This window comes from Candidatus Protochlamydia sp. W-9, assembly GCF_001950615.1.
Classification (GTDB): Bacteria; Chlamydiota; Chlamydiia; order Chlamydiales; family Parachlamydiaceae; genus Protochlamydia; species Protochlamydia amoebophila.
The window spans coordinates 21,959-37,901 of the sequence record NZ_BCPZ01000392.1 but is presented as its reverse complement, the minus strand read 5'-3'; the positions used below and the strand labels follow the sequence as shown (position 1 = coordinate 37,901).

The 15,943-nt window shown below is 34.6% G+C and carries 14 protein-coding genes; 3 read left to right on the top strand and 11 right to left on the bottom strand.

What is annotated here, in order from left to right; translation table 11 throughout:
- The first annotated feature begins 57 nt into the window (after nt 1-57).
- Both BU804_RS10825 and BU804_RS10820 read left to right on the top strand, forming a co-directional pair.
- Nucleotides 58-1,203 carry a mechanosensitive ion channel family protein gene (locus BU804_RS10825; RefSeq protein WP_075884073.1) on the top strand — a complete coding sequence of 382 codons (1,146 nt, stop codon included), beginning with the start codon at nt 58-60 and terminating at the stop codon, nt 1,201-1,203.
- A gap of 103 nt (nt 1,204-1,306) precedes the next feature.
- Entirely contained in the window at nt 1,307-1,840 is a 534-nt protein-coding gene (locus BU804_RS10820) for a CDP-alcohol phosphatidyltransferase family protein (protein ID WP_075884072.1), read from the top strand.
- 258 nt (nt 1,841-2,098) lie between these two features.
- On the opposite strand, the gene BU804_RS10815 is transcribed toward BU804_RS10820, so the two are convergent.
- The 10 genes from BU804_RS10815 to BU804_RS10770 form a co-directional block, all read right to left on the bottom strand.
- The gene (locus tag BU804_RS10815; protein WP_075884071.1) at nt 2,099-3,649 is read right to left on the bottom strand and encodes an NTP/NDP exchange transporter; all 1,551 of its coding nucleotides are present in this window, start codon (nt 3,647-3,649) and stop codon (nt 2,099-2,101) included.
- Nucleotides 3,650-3,769: 120 nt separating this feature from the next.
- Complete coding sequence (locus BU804_RS10810) at nt 3,770-5,380, bottom strand: NTP/NDP exchange transporter (RefSeq protein ID WP_075884070.1); 1,611 nt, start codon at nt 5,378-5,380, stop codon at nt 3,770-3,772.
- A gap of 524 nt (nt 5,381-5,904) precedes the next feature.
- On the bottom strand, nt 5,905-7,113 hold the full coding sequence (locus BU804_RS10805) for a phosphoglycerate kinase (RefSeq protein WP_075884069.1): 1,209 nt from the start codon (nt 7,111-7,113) through the stop codon (nt 5,905-5,907).
- A gap of 93 nt (nt 7,114-7,206) precedes the next feature.
- A complete protein-coding gene (pdxT, locus tag BU804_RS10800) occupies nt 7,207-7,800 on the bottom strand; it encodes a pyridoxal 5'-phosphate synthase glutaminase subunit PdxT (protein WP_075884068.1) in 594 nt (197 codons plus the stop codon).
- Between the two features lie 3 nt (nt 7,801-7,803).
- Nucleotides 7,804-8,703: a pyridoxal 5'-phosphate synthase lyase subunit PdxS gene (gene pdxS / locus BU804_RS10795; RefSeq protein ID WP_075884067.1), complete on the bottom strand. Its 900-nt coding sequence runs from the start codon at nt 8,701-8,703 to the stop codon at nt 7,804-7,806.
- A gap of 15 nt (nt 8,704-8,718) precedes the next feature.
- Entirely contained in the window at nt 8,719-9,468 is a 750-nt protein-coding gene (locus BU804_RS10790) for a putative quorum-sensing-regulated virulence factor (RefSeq protein WP_042280894.1), read from the bottom strand.
- 5 nt (nt 9,469-9,473) lie between these two features.
- Entirely contained in the window at nt 9,474-10,094 is a 621-nt protein-coding gene (yihA, locus tag BU804_RS10785) for a ribosome biogenesis GTP-binding protein YihA/YsxC (protein ID WP_075884066.1), read from the bottom strand.
- On the bottom strand, nt 10,091-10,531 hold the full coding sequence (gene tsaE, locus BU804_RS10780; protein ID WP_075884065.1) for a tRNA (adenosine(37)-N6)-threonylcarbamoyltransferase complex ATPase subunit type 1 TsaE: 441 nt from the start codon (nt 10,529-10,531) through the stop codon (nt 10,091-10,093). Before tsaE ends, yihA begins: the two co-directional genes overlap by 4 nt.
- 39 nt (nt 10,532-10,570) lie before the next feature.
- Complete coding sequence (locus BU804_RS10775; RefSeq protein WP_075884064.1) at nt 10,571-11,305, bottom strand: DUF2709 domain-containing protein; 735 nt, start codon at nt 11,303-11,305, stop codon at nt 10,571-10,573.
- A gap of 394 nt (nt 11,306-11,699) precedes the next feature.
- The gene (locus BU804_RS10770; protein ID WP_075884063.1) at nt 11,700-12,824 is read right to left on the bottom strand and encodes an AAA family ATPase; all 1,125 of its coding nucleotides are present in this window, start codon (nt 12,822-12,824) and stop codon (nt 11,700-11,702) included.
- Between the two features lie 225 nt (nt 12,825-13,049).
- On the opposite strand from BU804_RS10770, the gene argS reads away from it, so the two are divergent.
- Nucleotides 13,050-14,804 carry an arginine--tRNA ligase gene (argS, locus tag BU804_RS10765; protein ID WP_075884062.1) on the top strand — a complete coding sequence of 585 codons (1,755 nt, stop codon included), beginning with the start codon at nt 13,050-13,052 and terminating at the stop codon, nt 14,802-14,804.
- A gap of 10 nt (nt 14,805-14,814) precedes the next feature.
- Here argS and BU804_RS10760 read toward each other — a convergent pair whose 3' ends face one another.
- The gene (locus BU804_RS10760; RefSeq protein WP_075884061.1) at nt 14,815-15,858 is read right to left on the bottom strand and encodes a KamA family radical SAM protein; all 1,044 of its coding nucleotides are present in this window, start codon (nt 15,856-15,858) and stop codon (nt 14,815-14,817) included.
- Between the last annotated feature and the right edge of the window lie 85 nt (nt 15,859-15,943).

Genomic DNA, 15,943 nt, shown 5'->3' with positions numbered 1-15,943 from the left:
TGCTGAATGAATGAGATTTAATTCAGCATTGATTTATGCAAGTATAGGAGAGATAAAATGGATATGACTGCACATGCTTTTTCTTTTTTTCAACTTTCTTCTCAAGTCTTAGAAGGCTCCTATGGGCTATTTTTACAGATCTTAAGTATTGTTCTCTTTTTACTATTTTTTAATTTTCTTATTAAAGTTGGTTTAACTAAATTAAAAAAACGTTTTTTAAGTCAAAATAAAATTTGGTCTTCTAGTTTTGTTTCAGCGATTGAAAAACCCCTTAATTATTATGCTTGGTTTATTGCTTGTATTTGTGCTCTTGACGCAGCAATCAATCGATTTTTAGAACATCATCTTTTTAATGTACATGTCATTCTAAATCTAGGGGCAGTTTTAGCCATCGGTTGGTTTCTCTTAAGATGGAATAATAAAGTTTTACAAGACATGCTGAGTATGAGCTACCAGCACCGCATTAACCTTACTCCAGCTAAATTAGATTTGATTAGTAAGCTAGCGACTATTGTTATTATTTTTTTAACAGTTTTTCTAGCTATGGATGTTACGGGTCGCGACATGCAAACGGTGATTGCATTTGGAGGAATTGGTGGTTTAGCCATTGCTTTTGCGTCGCAACAAGCCATTGCAAATTTTTTTGGTGGGGTCATGGTCTATCTCACACAACCTTTTAGCATCGGAGAACTCATTAATATTCCTGAAAAAAAAATTGAAGGACATGTGGAAGAAATTGGTTGGTACATGACTCGTATTCGGAATCTAGACAAACGACCTATTTATGTTCCCAATTCAGTTTTTACACAAACGATTGTCATTACTCCTTCTCGAATGAGTCATGAACGTTTTTTTCATACAATTGGATTGCGCTATAGTGATATCGATTCTATTAAACAAATAGTTGCTGATATCAAATTAATGCTTCTTAAGCATCCACAGGTAGATCATGAACAAAGAGTAGATGTTTATTTTGTAAGCTTTGGAGATTTTGCTTTAAATATTAGTATTTCTGCTTATATTCATTTAGGCCAGGCAGATTTCCCCAGTATTCGACAGGATATTTTATTAAAAATTGCCGACCTTATTCGGAGTCACGGAGCCTCTATTGCTATCTCTCCACAAACTATTCAGATAGCATCTGGAATGCAATTGATTCTTAATGTGGAACCATCAAAACCATCATTATCCACTTCTTCTTAATCAACACGTACAACAAGTGAGAACTTTAGTAGTAGTAGCTATAAACAGCCAAAAAAGCTACAATTAGTCTTATTATACTCAACCACTTAATTTTTTTAATTTTATGCTAATTTTTACACCATCAAATGTTCTGTCTTTTTTAAGAGGGCCACTCGCACTGGCATTTATTGTTGATCATCCTTTTTATAGAAGTTTAGTAATCATTTTAGCCATGTTAACGGATAGCTTAGATGGATATCTTGCTCGTCGATTTCGAATGACAAGCCAGATTGGAGCTTTCCTAGACCCTTTGATGGATAAGATATTTGTTTTTACAGTTGCTCTTATATTTATGTATGAAGGGAGATTGGAGACTTGGGAAGCCTTGACCTTAATTTCGCGAGACTTCGCTGTATTATTGTTTGGGCTTTATCTAGCTATTAAAGGAAATTGGGCATTTCGATTTCGTTCTATCTGGTCTGGTAAAGTGACAACAGCTTTACAATTTTTTGTTTTATTAGCCTTAACATTTCACTATACGATTCCTCACTTCGTATTTTATTCTTTCATTTTGCTAGGTTTTGTAGCTCTATGTGAACTATACATCGTTGAGAAAAAAGAATTAAAGATTAAAATCGCCCGTCCTATATCCCTATAACCTAAATTAAACGAACAAATTCAATTTGACATCGATAAATTCTCTTACGCACTATAAACGTATTAAATAAATTAGCTTTTTCGAATTGCGAAAGTCAAAAAAAGCAGAATAGCAATTTTCATTTATGTATAATCGAAGGTTTACTTACAACAAACCTCCCATTAAATGATATTTGAAAATAAACTCATATATATATATATATATCCACCCTTAACGCTTGTTTTTTAGTAACTCTTGCTGCACCAGAACATGATATTATTAAGATGCAGCTTTTAAGGAATGTAAAACTTGCTCTTCACTCGTTCTTGACGTAGATTCACCAATATCTTCTCGAGCCTTTTCCCCAATAATAGCAGCAAATTGCTTACCTAATGAACGTACGCAAAGCATCCAAACAATGATAACGCCAATTAAGATGACAGCTACATAAGGAGCGCTGGAGCTAACAGTTGCAAAAATCATCAATAAACTTTGATGAATTAAGGAACCGCCCGATTTACCAAGACGAGAACCCACACCATCAATCGCAGCTTTTCCTTTCAATTTACTTTCATAATCCAAAGGGATAAAAGCCATTTCTTTTGTAGAATCAAAAACAGAATACTTACAGGCTTTACTCATGCAGACTTGAGCTGCACCAAAAAAGACGGCTATAGTTAAAGGTGTCGTTCCTGTTAATATATAAACAGGATCAGCCAAATCATTTCGAAATAGCATAAAAGCAAAAAATCCCACACTTGTGACAAGCATAATAGTCGGTGTTACTAAAGCTGTCCGTGTCCATCCAAACCGAGTAATCATTGTAGACATAAATAAGGATGTGATTGTGGCAATAATTCCGACTGCTGATGTCATGTTATTCATATAGCGATTATAATCAAGGGCTGACGAATAAATTTGACGAAGCTGGTCTTTCCATACAATTTCAACTAAGTTAATGACAAGATTATAAGAAATAACTAAAACTGCAATACAAATAAGATATTTAGAATTAGCGAGATAGTTAAAACTTTCTCGGATCGATAATCTTTTTTTCATTTTTTGAATGCGTTTTGCTTCATGGAACTCTTGGAATTCTGGACCATTGAGTACATTTTTATTCATCCAACGAAAAATAACCATGGCTATTGTTCCACTTACAATCACAGCAACCATGAGAATATTTAAAGTCTGTTCCCAACTTTGATCATTAGAGAGAAGATTGGCTATGATTCCTGCTATTGTCGCGGCAAAACTTGCAATGACACCAAGCATACTATAAAAACGACGAGCTTCAGTCATTTTTGTGATTTCATTCGCAAATCCCCAAAAAAGGACAGTTAAAACAATACTACCCCAAAGTTCACAAATTACATAAAACAAAGTAAATGACCAATTACGGAACATGGCAATTAATCCTTTAAATCCCGCTGGTAAAATCGTTTCTAAGTAATCGCATAGTTGATGAGGATGTAGTACGTCACGTAAAGGATAAAAAATATAAGTAAACGAACCAAAAAATAGCAAAAATGTAGAAATGACAATATAAAAAACTTTTTCTTGGCTAAAACGGTTAGACAACTTAGTAAAAATTAAAGTAAATAAGACTGCCGTGGGTAACAGCACCCATACTTTAATAAATGGAATAACTTCAGCCCCTGAAGCCTTAGCAGTCACAACAACAGCATCTTTAACATTGCGTAAAATACTATAGTTGAAACAAATCAAAAATAGCATCAACATCATCGGCAGCACTTTTTTGACTTCATGGCCGTGAATAGGCCAAAAAAATGCCCTCAGTTTACCAAACTCTGATTCTTGTTGAGACATTTTAAACCTTTTGTTATAAAATAGTATATTATATTTTTTATTAATTCTCAACTATTTAATTAATAAAAAAATAAAAAGCACATTAATAATAAATACTACTAATGTGCTTTGATTTTAAAATTATACAGCTTTCTGTTCTTTCAAAATTGTGTCTGAAAGAATATTAACAGCTCGAATAGGAGTCATCAATGTCTCAGAAGTTTCATTGTTTTCTACCTGACTTGTCAATTCATTAAATTGTTTACCTAAAACGCGAATTGCCATTGCCCAGACTACAATTACGGCGAACAAGACGATAGCTACATAAGGAGCACTTGCATTAATTGTAGAAAACAAAAGTAGAAGGCTCTGATGAACCACAGATCCACCCGATTTTCCGAGGCGAGAACAAACTCCATCAATCGCCGCTTTTCCAACGAGTTTGGATTCAGGATTTAAAGGAACAAAACTCATTTCTTTAGTTGCATCAAATACAGAGTATTTAGCTCCTCGACTCAATATGTTTTGAGCAGTTCCAAAGAAAACCACTAAAACCAAAGGAGTTACTCCGGAAAAAGTTAAGAAAAGTTCGGGAGATGCCTTTTTAAGGAAGAAAAAGGAGAAAAAGCCCAAACTTGTTACAGCTAAAATGATAGGTGTAATTAAAGCAGTGGTGGTCCACCCAAATTTGCGAATCGCATTTCCTGATACGAAAAGGGAACTTAAGGTCGCTACTACCCCAATAATGGATACGATATGATTCATATATAAAGTATAATCATTAGGATCAGGATATAGCTCTCGGACTTGATGTTTCCATAAAACTTCTGTGAGGTTAATAACTAGGTTATAAGAAATAACAATAAGAGCAATACAAAGTAAGTAATTAGAGCGAAGGAGATAGGAAAAGCTTTGCTTTAGAGAAAGCTTACCTTTAGCTTCTCCTTCTGTTTTAACCGAAGAAGGATCATAAAAACGTTTATCGGTTAAGACTTCTACATTCATCCAACGAAATAAAGCTAAAGCTAAAGCACCTGATAATAAAATTAAAGAAACCATCATCACTAATGATTGATACCATGGATCACTACCAAGAATTCCCAAATCGTTCTGCTTATTAAATTGACAACAGTAAACAGAGGCTTGTCCTGCGAAAATACCTGAAAAATTAGCACCTACCCCAAACAGACCGTAAAATCTTTTTGCCTCACTAATTTTAGTCACTTGATTAGCGAAGCCCCAAAATAAGACAAATAAGACAGTACTTCCCCAAAGTTCTGACATCACATAGAAAATAGTAAAAGTCCAGTAACGAAACATCGCAACTAGCCCTTTAAATCCAATCGGCAAAATTGTTTCAAGATAGTCAGCAGTTGCGTGAGGATGGATAATATCTCGAATAGGATAGAGAATAAAAGTGAAAATAAAAAAATAAGATAAAAAAAGAGAAGTGATAAGGTAAAAAACGATTTCTCTTGACAGGCGATTAGACAACCAAGTGAACAAAAGGGTCATTAAAATAGCTCCAGGGAACATAGCCCAAACCTTTACAAAAGGAATGACTTCAGCACCTGAAGATTTTGCAGTTATAAGTAGTGAGTCTTTTAAAGTACGTAATATGTTGTAATCAAAAGAAATAAAAAAGAATATTAACAACATTGGGATGAGTTTTTTAAGCTCATAGCGATGAACGGGCCAAAGATTGCTCCGCCATGGACTAAATTCACGGGACCCTGTTGGTGTCTGTGACATGCTAACCTTTTCTTATGATTAAGATCGGCAACTTTTTATCCTTAAGTTTCACAAATAAGGATACTTGCAAGCTTCTAACCTTTCAGTTTATTTACAGGTTAGGCTCTAAATTTTCTCTTTACCTCATTTTTAGCTAAATGAAAAACCTTAGATCTAACCTTATACAGTTTTAAGCCTATTTTATCAAGCCATTATTTCTGATTTGCATAAAACCGTTATTTATCAATAAATTAATTTGATATAATCAATATTATTTAATAATAAAAAAACAAATTACTTATTAATCTATATTTAATTTTTGCATTAGAAATAAAAAAAATCGAAAATAAAAGAAGGGAAAATGGTTTTAATGATCATTAAGAGATTTGTACAGGATAGTAAAAAATAAGGAGTTTGGAAGAACTGGACAACTGGTCGTAATAGAAAGGATAGCTATATCACACCGAGAGTTAAAAATAAAATTTCTTAGCAGTGTTATATTTTTTTTGACTAGCTGTAGTTCAAACAAATTCGAACTTTAAGATTTATTTATCTGATAGAGCTTCAATCCCAGGTAATTGCCCAAATTCTATAAATTCTAAAGAGGCACCCCCTCCAGTTGAAAGATGGTTTATTTGTTTAGAAACCCCAGTTTGTTCTATAGCAGCTAAGGAATCCCCTCCCCCAACAATAGTAATTGCGTTGACAACAGCAAGAGTTTGAGCAATAGTTTGAGTCCCTCTAGAAAAAGCGGGAACTTCAAATACTCCTAAAGGGCCGTTCCAAAAAATTGTAGCTGCTCTGTTCAATTCTTCTTGATAAAGTTTAATAGTGTCTGGCCCAATATCTACCCCTTGATACCCATCAGGAATTCCTTCTTTAACTGAAATAATTCTCGTTTCAGAGGAGGATTCATTCATTTTTTTAGCAATGACCAAGTCTATGGGTAGTAAAAGGCGGCAGCGAGACTGTGTCTCAACACCTATCAATTCACGAGCGACAGCAACGAATTCGCTTTCGTAAAGTGAATCCCCAATAGGTATTCCTTCAGATTTGAAAAAAGTGAAGGCCATCGCTCCCCCTATCAATAAAACATCTGCTTTAGACTGTAAAGCTTCAATGACTTTAAACTTCGTGGAGATTTTTGCACCTCCCAACACTGCACAAAAAGGACGTTTAGGATTCGTTAAAGCACAACCTAGATAAGAAATTTCTTTTTCAAGTAACAAACCCGCTGCTGCACGATTGGGAAAAAATTTTGCAATTTTTGTTGTCGAAGCATGAGCACGATGAGCAGTTCCAAAAGCATCATTGATATAAACATCTCCCAACTCTGACAAAGAACTTGTAAAATTAGGTTCATCATCAGGCCTTTCTTCGCCTTTGTGAAAACGTAAATTTTCAAGCAATAAAACTTCTCCTGATTTTAGCTGACGAACCATCTGTTCAACGTCTAATCCACAACAATCTGCAGCCATTTTTACAGGCTTCTTTAATAATTCTGATAAACGTTTAGCGCAAGGAGCCAACGAAAATTTAGAATCAAACAAACCTTTAGGACGACCGAGATGGCTCATCAAAATAACGGCTCCTCCTTGATCTAAAACATATTGAATTGTGGGAAGAGAGGCTTGAATACGACTATCATCTGTAATCAAACCTTTTTCTAAAGGGACGTTAAAATCGACACGAATTAAGGCTTTCTTGTCTTTCAAATTTAAATCGCGAATCGATAATTTATCCTTCACCGTCATCCTCCTTCATTCATTTATGAAATGAGTTAATAACTTAATCAAAAAGTCTTGTCAAGTTTCTTATTAACAGACAAAAAACTAATGAAAAAAGTTCTATTTCTTGTGATTTTCTAAGTTTTCTTTGACCATTTCAAGAAAATAAAGATGAATAGAAGGGTTGACTGTTAACTCCGGATGAAACGATGCTCCTAAATGATGCCCTTGCCGAACCAAAATAGGCTCCCCTTCATAAGAAGCAAGAATTTGCACGGGAGTTTCACTTGTTCGAATACGTGGAGCTCGAATAAAAAAAGCAGGAAAACATATTTCGTCTCCTGGTTTTAAATAAACAGGCACATCCACTTGAAAAGAATCGACTTGCCGCCCAAACGCATTTCGTTCGACAGCAATGTGTAACAGTCCAAGCGGCATCATTGCAGAATTTTGAACGTGAGAAGACATTAAAATAAGGCCAGCACAAGTTCCAAAAACAGGTTTATGGATCGCAAAATGAACTAATAGATCTTTAAGATTTGTTGTTTCAAGTTGTCGCATCATCACAGTAGATTCCCCACCAGGAATAATAAGAGCATCACAAATATCTAACTCATTTCGAGTTTTAACTTGGATCGTTTCTATACCAAGAGAATGAAGCATTTCTTGATGTTTAAAGAAATCTCCCTGTAATGCTAATATACCTATCAGCATGCTCTACCAACCTCTTTGAGCCATTAAATCTTCTCGTTTAAGTTGTCTAATATCAATCCCTTTCATTGCATCAAGAAGATCCATCGAAAATTGAGCTAATTTTTCAGGATTTTGAAAAAATGTGGTGGCCCCGACTATTGCACGAGCTCTTTTTGCAGGATCTTCTGATTTAAAAATTCCCGATCCTACAAAAACAGATTGTGCCCCTAATTGCATCATCAAAGCAGCATCTGCTGGAGTGGCAATTCCACCTGCAGCGAAATTAGGCACAGGGAGCGCACCAGATTTTGCAACCATTTGGACTAAATGAAAGGGAGCACCTAATCGTTTAGCTTCTGCCATGAGTTCCGAAGAATCCATCAGCATTAAATGCCTGATTTCTCGATTAATAGCCCGCATATGTCGAACAGCCTCGACAACATTTCCTGTGCCGGCTTCCCCTTTCGTTCGAATCATTGCAGCCCCTTCACCAATCCTTCTTAAAGCTTCCCCTAAATCTCGACAACCACAAACAAAGGGAACTTTAAAAATATGTTTATCGATATGGTTTTCTTCATCAGCAGGCGTTAAAACTTCGCTTTCATCAATAAAATCAACTTGTAATGACTCTAAAATTTGCGCTTCTACAAAATGTCCAATTCGACATTTAGCCATAACAGGTATTGAAACTGTTTCTTGAATTTTCTGGATAAGTTCAGGATTTGACATGCGGGCGATTCCGCCCTGAACACGAATATCAGACGGAATTCTTTCTAAAGCCATAACGGCAACTGCCCCAGCATCCTCTGCAATTTTAGCTTGCTCTGAGTTTGTGACATCCATGATCACTCCTCCTTTCAACATCTCTGCCAAGGCAACTTTAATTTCAAATGATCCTTTTTCAGTTTGATTAGATTGTCCCATGTCTACCCCTATGCATTAAAGTTTTAAGAAAGGATTACTGGATTGATTAAATTGATTTCCATGTTTACGTCTTTTTAACTCGGTTCGCACAGAAAAAAGCAAATCTTGATCAAAATCTTTATTGCAAACCCATTGTAAATATTGCAAGGGAATTTCTTTAAGAAGCCGTCCTTTATGTTTACCAAGGGGCATTGTGTTCATCAAAATTGGCTTTGATAAAACTTCAAAAAGCTGTTCTGTAGTTCGATAACGCTTCGATAAATGTTTAAATACTTCTTTATTGACAATTACGTCACTCATGGCACGATGAGCTCCTTCAAGCGGAATATTAAAGTGCTTGCGTAAATATTCAAGGGAATTAACAGGGCTTTCTCCATAAAGTCGGGCCATCCTTAAAGTATCTAAAAATCGATTTTTTCTGATTTTGCAAGGGATGCCATGCCTTTCCGCTGCGACTGCCAGAATTTCAATATCAAATCCTACACCATGACCAATAATAATATGATCACTAATCAATTCTAAAATTTGTGGTAGAACATGATTGATTGTCGGTTTATCTTTTACCATATCTTGAGTAATATGATGAATAGCTATAGACGTTTCAGGTATCGGACATTCAGGATTAATAAGGCTTTCCATTTGTGCATAAACTTGATTCCCGTCAAAACACATGACAGCAACTTCAATAATACGATCTTGTTGAGGATCTAAACCAGTTGTTTCACAATCAATGCAAATAAATTTATGTTTTTCTATATCGGGCATAGTCTCTATTCTTGTTTATCTTCATCATTCAAAGCCTCTTGAATCATTATCATGAGCTCTTTTCTACCCCGATTTTTAGGGACTGAATAATAAAGGTGGTGTAAATTCATTAAACTTAGCGTATCTAAGATTTTTGTCGTATTGAGCCTTAACTCTTTCTGATTAACTTTATCAATTTTCGTTAAAACTAATATAAGAGCTTTCTCGTGATAAAGAACCCACTCTAAAAATTGAATGTCTTCTTCATTAGGAATGCGTCTAATATCCAACAAAAATAAAATAAGTTTTAAACTTTCCCGACTTTCCAAATAGGAGCGAACCATGGGTCCCCATTCTTTTCTAACAGAAAGGGGCACTTTAGCATAGCCATAACCGGGCAAATCAGCGAAAGCAATCTGATCATTTAAGCTAAAAAAATTTAAAGCTTGCGTTTTACCAGGTGTGGCAGAAGTTTTCACTAGATGCTTAGCTTCAAATAAATGATTGAGTAGGCTAGATTTTCCTACATTTGATCTTCCTACAACTGCGACTTCGGGAAGAATATCACCAGACGGAGAACGGATTATAGGGTAATCTTTATTCAAAATAGCAGTTTTAATAAACTTAGCCTGAACCGCCTTTTTCATTTTATATCCTTCTCAATAATCTTAATTTCTCTGCGATTCTCTGTTTGATGAGTTAATATCACAAATAAGCAATTAGGAGGGAGTATCGAATGAATTCGTTCAGACCATTCCACACAACAAATTCCGCCAGATTCAAAATATTCATCAAATCCCATGCTCAGAAACTCATTCACATCTTTCAATCGATATAAATCAAAGTGGTAAACAATTTGCTTTCCCTCATAAATGTGAAGATAAGAAAAAGTTGGACTTTGCACAATATTTGGATCAAGTTGAGATGCTCCTGCAACCAAACCTTTAATAAAAGTTGTTTTACCAGCAGCTAGATCACCAAAAAAACAGATGACAGAGTTGGTGGGCAATGTTAAACCAAAATTAAATCCAACCTCTTGTGTTTCTTCAGCAGAATTTGAATAATAGTGTATTAATGTAGACATAGAGCATCACAAATCAAATTAAGCAAACAATTCATTGCATTAATCTTCTGCTTCTACCCAACGCTCAACGTATGGCAGAAATTCATCAAACTCCGCTAATGCTTCCACAAATGATGCGATTTTATCTTCTACTAAATGTTTTTGAATAAAGGCCAAAAAGTGATCCTCAATTTTAAATTTATTTTGAATTTGTACTTCGACTAAAGACAATTTTTTCAAATAATTTCGTTTAAAGTCTTCGATCACAGCTTCTTTACTATTGAAGAGTTTTCCACTTAAAACCGAAGAGTAAACAACTTTCTTAATGGCATCTCTACGTGATTTGGTTTTATCGATATAACTTTTGATAACCTCTGGATCTTCTGAAACAAAGAAACGTTTGACTCTCAAACCGCCAATTCTTTCAGTATTTTCTGGACATTTAGATACCCAATCGTAAATAGCATCTTGAGGGTTTGGATGCGTGTTATCTCCAAATACTTTTCCTGTGAATGGACAAATGTAAACTTTCTTAGTTTCCTCATTAACACTTGCATGACCAAAACCAATTTTAATTTCTGTTTCATGCCAAAGTTTTCCTTCCCTTTCTAGACTTTTGATACAATCTTCCGCACTTTGATAGATAATTTTATCTTTAGGAAAAAGTACGGGTTGTAGTTGGAATTTGCTCTCAATAAAATGCAGATAGGTATTGATTAATTCAGCTGGGCGATTTTCATCGAGAAATTGTTCTAACATTTTTTTTTGTTCATCAGTTATAACAACTTTTGTCATGAAAACCTCTACCGGAAATTTAAGATTAAAATTATACTTTTGAGCGAACTATTCTTTTCTTTATTGGTTTTAAAAAAGCGGTTTTAAGCCTAATTTTAGACCAGTATGAATGAATTAAAAAAAAGATTTTTTGCGCTCATTGTATAAACTTGTGATTACTGCTAATTAGATTAGCTTGTAAAATATTATCATACAAGACAATTTTCATCTATCTCACAAGGAGAATTTGATGCAAAAAATTCGGAAAATTTAAACTTTGAATAGTTAAAACTCAAGGGGTTGATAACATCTGCAAACTTTAATCTTACTTGTATGTTACCACTTAGGATTAGCTTAAAACACTATTTTAACTGTCTGCACCAAATTGATAATTTAATGCTGATTTCTTTCATTTTTAAGGATTAGCACTCAAAATTTCGTTAGCTTCTGATTCTGCGAGCCGACTGATAATCAATTCTGACTCTAAATAAGAGATATGCATCACATCACCAGGTAAATACTGAGCATGCAAAATTGTTTTTGCTATTAATGGTGTCAATTCATTTTTAATCAATCTTTGCATAGGTCTTGCGCCCAGCGCGGGATGATATCCCTTTGTTTGAATATAGTCTACAACGAATTCATCAAAATAAACTTTAACTTTTTTTTGTTTTAAAATATTTTGCGCTAATTGATTTAACTTAATTTGGGCTATTTCTTTCATCATTTCTCGATCTAACCCTTGAAAAATGACTGGTTCAATTCGATTGTAAAATTCTGGAGTTAAAGCATTAATGAGATAAATCTCAATTGTATCAAGGGCTTTCTCATAAGAAAAAGGATGAATATTTAAGATCGCTTGGCTGGCAAGGTTCGTTGTAGCAATAAACACACAATTGCGACAATCAACCAATTCGCCGACACCACTCGTAAAATAACCTTCGTCAAATATATGTAGAAATAGAGCTCTTACTTTTGGATCAGCTTTTTCAATTTCATCTAGTAAAACAACAGCATGAGGGTTCGCTAAGATTGCATTAGAAAGAAGCCCTCCTTGTTCAGAATCTTTATAACCATTAGGAACCCCTATTAATCGATTAATTCCTACCTGAGATTCGTATTCTGACATATCAAAACGAAGTAATTTAGTTTCATCTTGAAAAAGCTGTCGTGCAAGCTCTTTAGCAAGCTCTGTTTTACCCACTCCCGTCGGACCTACATACAAAAACGAAGCAATAGGTTTATTTGGATCATTAATTCCTGCATAATAACATAATAATGCATTAACCGTATTTTTAACAGCTTGCGACTGTCCAATCACTTTTTCTCTTAAATTATTTTCTAGTTCTAATACGTTAAAAGGAGATAAAGGTTTAGGATTGACGTCTTTAGGTGTACTTAACCAAGGCCACCAAGCTTGTAAATGATCAATTTCTTGTAAAGATAAAGTTAGTTCTTTCTCTTCAGTTGTTATGGTTAAATTTTCTGCTTTAATTAAAGAGATAGCTAAAAAGCTAATTACTAAAAGAATCTTTTTCATTTTTAAATCCTTTTTAATATTCAATAACTAGTCTAAACAGTTTAATTATTTTATATCAATTAATAAAAATTTAGTAAAAATCAGATTTTGAAAGGATCTTAATCATTGGATTCTCGAACGTTATTTTGGATATTTGTAAGTGACTTGAGAAATAATTCTACAACAGGCATGATCAATAAATTTCTAACTTCATTTCCGAAATAACTTAAAATTATCTTAACAATTATGAATACTCTTTTATCAGTTTTAGCAAATCTTTTTCAACAAGCCACAGCTAATGCGTTTTCAGATCTTTCTGTTTTGGATCCCAATTTTCAACTTGAAATCACTCCAAGTACTCAAGAAAAATTCGGTCATTATCAATTTAATTCCGCGATGAAGCTCGCTAAGCTTCTCAAAAAAAATCCTAGACAAGTTGCAGAAGCTATTGTCAATCAATTAACCAGCTCTTTGCCTCCCCTATCAAAAATCGAAATTGCGGGGCCTGGTTTTATTAACATAACTTTTTCGACAGATTTTCTTTCTAAAAATCTCGATATTTTATTACGAGATGCTCATTTTGGAATTCCTTTTCCCAAAAAACCAGAAAAAATTATCATTGATTTTTCTTCTCCCAATGTTGCCAAAGAAATGCATGTGGGACATCTTCGCTCAACAGTTATTGGAGATAGCCTCGCACGTCTATTTGAATTTCTGGGTCATCATGTTATTCGCCTCAATCACTTAGGAGATTGGGGAACATCATTTGGAATGCTAATTGCCTATATGAAAGAAGAAGCTCCTAATGTTTTGTCCGGGGAACAAAAGACAGACTTGACTCATTTAGTGAGCTGGTATCGCTCTTCCAAAAAAAAATTTGATGAAGAACCTGAATTTAAACGTCGTGCACAACTTGAAGTAGTAGCATTGCAACAAGGTGAACAAAAAGCTCGGGGAGCTTGGCAAATGATTTGCGAAATCTCCCAAAAAGCCTACCAAGAAATCTATCAACTTTTAGATGTCAAAATCATAGATCGTGGTGAATCGTTTTACAATCCTTTTTTATCAAATATCGTCTCTGATTTAGAAAAAAAGGGATTAGTTAAAATTTCTGATGGGGCAAAATGTATTTTCTTAGAAGGGTTTCAAAACCGTGAAGGAGAAAATCTTCCATTGATGATTCAAAAATCTGATGGAGGCTATAATTATGACACAACGGACATGGCGGCCATTTATCACCGCATTTATCATGAAAAAGGAGATCGCTTAATTTACATCACCGACGCTGGGCAAGCTACCCATTTTCAAATGATTTTTAAAGCCGCCGAAAAGGCGAAGTACCTTGACACAACACAAATTCGAGTTGACCATGTCCCCTTTGGATTGGTTTTAGGAACAGATGGCAAGAAATTTAGAACTCGCTCTGGAGAAACTGAAAAATTAATTGATCTTCTTAGGACAGCTATTAATTGCGCAGATAAAATTTTAAGCGAAAAAAATCCAGAAATGGAAGAATCGGAGAGACGTCATCTAGCCAAATCACTTGGAATCGGAGCTATTAAATACGCAGATTTGTCTTGTAATCGCGTTGGAGATTATACATTTAGTTACGATAGAATGCTTCGTTTTGAAGGAAATACGGCAGCTTTCTTAATGTATGCTTATGTGCGGATTGCTGGTATCAAACGTCGACTCAAAGCAAACCTTCCTTCTGTTTTAGAAAACACGCATATAAACTTAGAACACTCGACGGAAATTGAATTAGGGCTCCATATACTACGTTTTCATGAAACACTAAATTTAATGGCTAATGATTTACTTCCTAATCGTTTAACAGATTATCTTTATACACTCGCCGAGAAATTCAATGCCTTTTTTAGAGATTGTCGCGTGGAAGGGACCCCTCAGCAAGACGCACGCCTACTTTTATGCGAAGCTACTGCCAAAGTTCTCAAACAAGGATTAACCATTCTTGGATTGACAACAGTTGATAAAATGTAGAATTGAATGACTAAAATAATAATTGAATAGGTGTTTTGTGAGCTTCTCCAGCAATCTCTCTTACATAGCGAGGTATTGCATATCCAGATAAGCGTTTGGATAGCTCTTGAATTAAAGCTGCCCCTTCTTTTTCTCCCAATTCAAAATGAGAAGCTCCTTTTACTCGATCTAATTGGTGAAGATAATAAGGAATAATTCCATGATCAGAAAGGAGCTCGCAAAGTTCTTCTAAAACCTCTATCCGGTCATTTACTCCTTTTAATAAAACTGATTGATTAAGTAGTACGCAACCTCTAAGGTGAAGAGCCTTCAAACGCTCAAAGATATCCTCATCTAATTCTAAAGGGTGGTTACAATGAATAACAAAAAATATCTGTTTAGGACAGTTTTCAATGATATTTAAAAATTCTTTATCTATTCTTTCTGGAATACCAATTGGAAAACGTGTATGGAAACGAATTCGCTTAAGATGAGAAATTCCATTTAACTCTTCGAATAATTTAGCCAAAATATCATTAGATAAAGAAAGAGGATCCCCGCCGCTTAAAATAACTTCATGAATGGACGAATCTTGCCGGATGAGGTCTAATTCTTTAAGAAAAGTCTTATCATGAGATTGATAGGAAAAATTTTGTCTAAAGCAATAACGACAATGCATAGCACAAGCACTTGTACAAACCAATAAAACACGTCCCCGATATTTGTGCAACAATTGAGCTGTGCGGCGACATTGTTCATCTCCCACAGGATCTTGAACAAAAAGATCATGATTTTCAAATTCACTTTTGAAAGGTAAAAATTGTTTTACTAGCGGATCTTCTAAACTCCCTTTTGCCATTTTTTGCGCGAGACGATAAGGAACATTAATTGCAAAGGGAGGTTTATCTAAAAGCTGTTTTCTTTGCTCAAAATTTAAAGCTAAAAAATCTGCTAAAATTTTTAAATTCGTGAAATTCTTTCTCTGGATAAGGCGCCAAGATTCTGGGGGATTCAAGTCAATAAAGCATTGGGATTTTGAAGCAATCAAGTTAAAAGTTGTTTTTACATTAATCATAGAATTGGTTAAAGAAATGTTTAAAGAAAAATATCAAAATAAAAAGGACTGCTACAAAATAGCATTTAACAATTCTAAAATAATG

What these genes read in the sequence shown, in the direction of transcription:
- BU804_RS10825 (WP_075884073.1), top strand. Translation starts at nt 58, where the DNA reads ATGGATATGACTGCACATGCTTTTTCTTTTTTTCAACTTTCTTCTCAA.
- BU804_RS10820 (WP_075884072.1), top strand. Translation starts at nt 1,307, where the DNA reads ATGCTAATTTTTACACCATCAAATGTTCTGTCTTTTTTAAGAGGGCCA.
- BU804_RS10815 (WP_075884071.1), bottom strand. Translation starts at nt 3,649, where the DNA reads ATGTCTCAACAAGAATCAGAGTTTGGTAAACTGAGGGCATTTTTTTGG.
- BU804_RS10810 (WP_075884070.1), bottom strand. Translation starts at nt 5,380, where the DNA reads ATGTCACAGACACCAACAGGGTCCCGTGAATTTAGTCCATGGCGGAGC.
- BU804_RS10805 (WP_075884069.1), bottom strand. Translation starts at nt 7,113, where the DNA reads ATGACGGTGAAGGATAAATTATCGATTCGCGATTTAAATTTGAAAGAC.
- pdxT (WP_075884068.1), bottom strand. Translation starts at nt 7,800, where the DNA reads ATGCTGATAGGTATATTAGCATTACAGGGAGATTTCTTTAAACATCAA.
- pdxS (WP_075884067.1), bottom strand. Translation starts at nt 8,703, where the DNA reads ATGGGACAATCTAATCAAACTGAAAAAGGATCATTTGAAATTAAAGTT.
- BU804_RS10790 (WP_042280894.1), bottom strand. Translation starts at nt 9,468, where the DNA reads ATGCCCGATATAGAAAAACATAAATTTATTTGCATTGATTGTGAAACA.
- yihA (WP_075884066.1), bottom strand. Translation starts at nt 10,094, where the DNA reads ATGAAAAAGGCGGTTCAGGCTAAGTTTATTAAAACTGCTATTTTGAAT.
- tsaE (WP_075884065.1), bottom strand. Translation starts at nt 10,531, where the DNA reads ATGTCTACATTAATACACTATTATTCAAATTCTGCTGAAGAAACACAA.
- BU804_RS10775 (WP_075884064.1), bottom strand. Translation starts at nt 11,305, where the DNA reads ATGACAAAAGTTGTTATAACTGATGAACAAAAAAAAATGTTAGAACAA.
- BU804_RS10770 (WP_075884063.1), bottom strand. Translation starts at nt 12,824, where the DNA reads ATGAAAAAGATTCTTTTAGTAATTAGCTTTTTAGCTATCTCTTTAATT.
- argS (WP_075884062.1), top strand. Translation starts at nt 13,050, where the DNA reads ATGAATACTCTTTTATCAGTTTTAGCAAATCTTTTTCAACAAGCCACA.
- BU804_RS10760 (WP_075884061.1), bottom strand. Translation starts at nt 15,858, where the DNA reads ATGATTAATGTAAAAACAACTTTTAACTTGATTGCTTCAAAATCCCAA.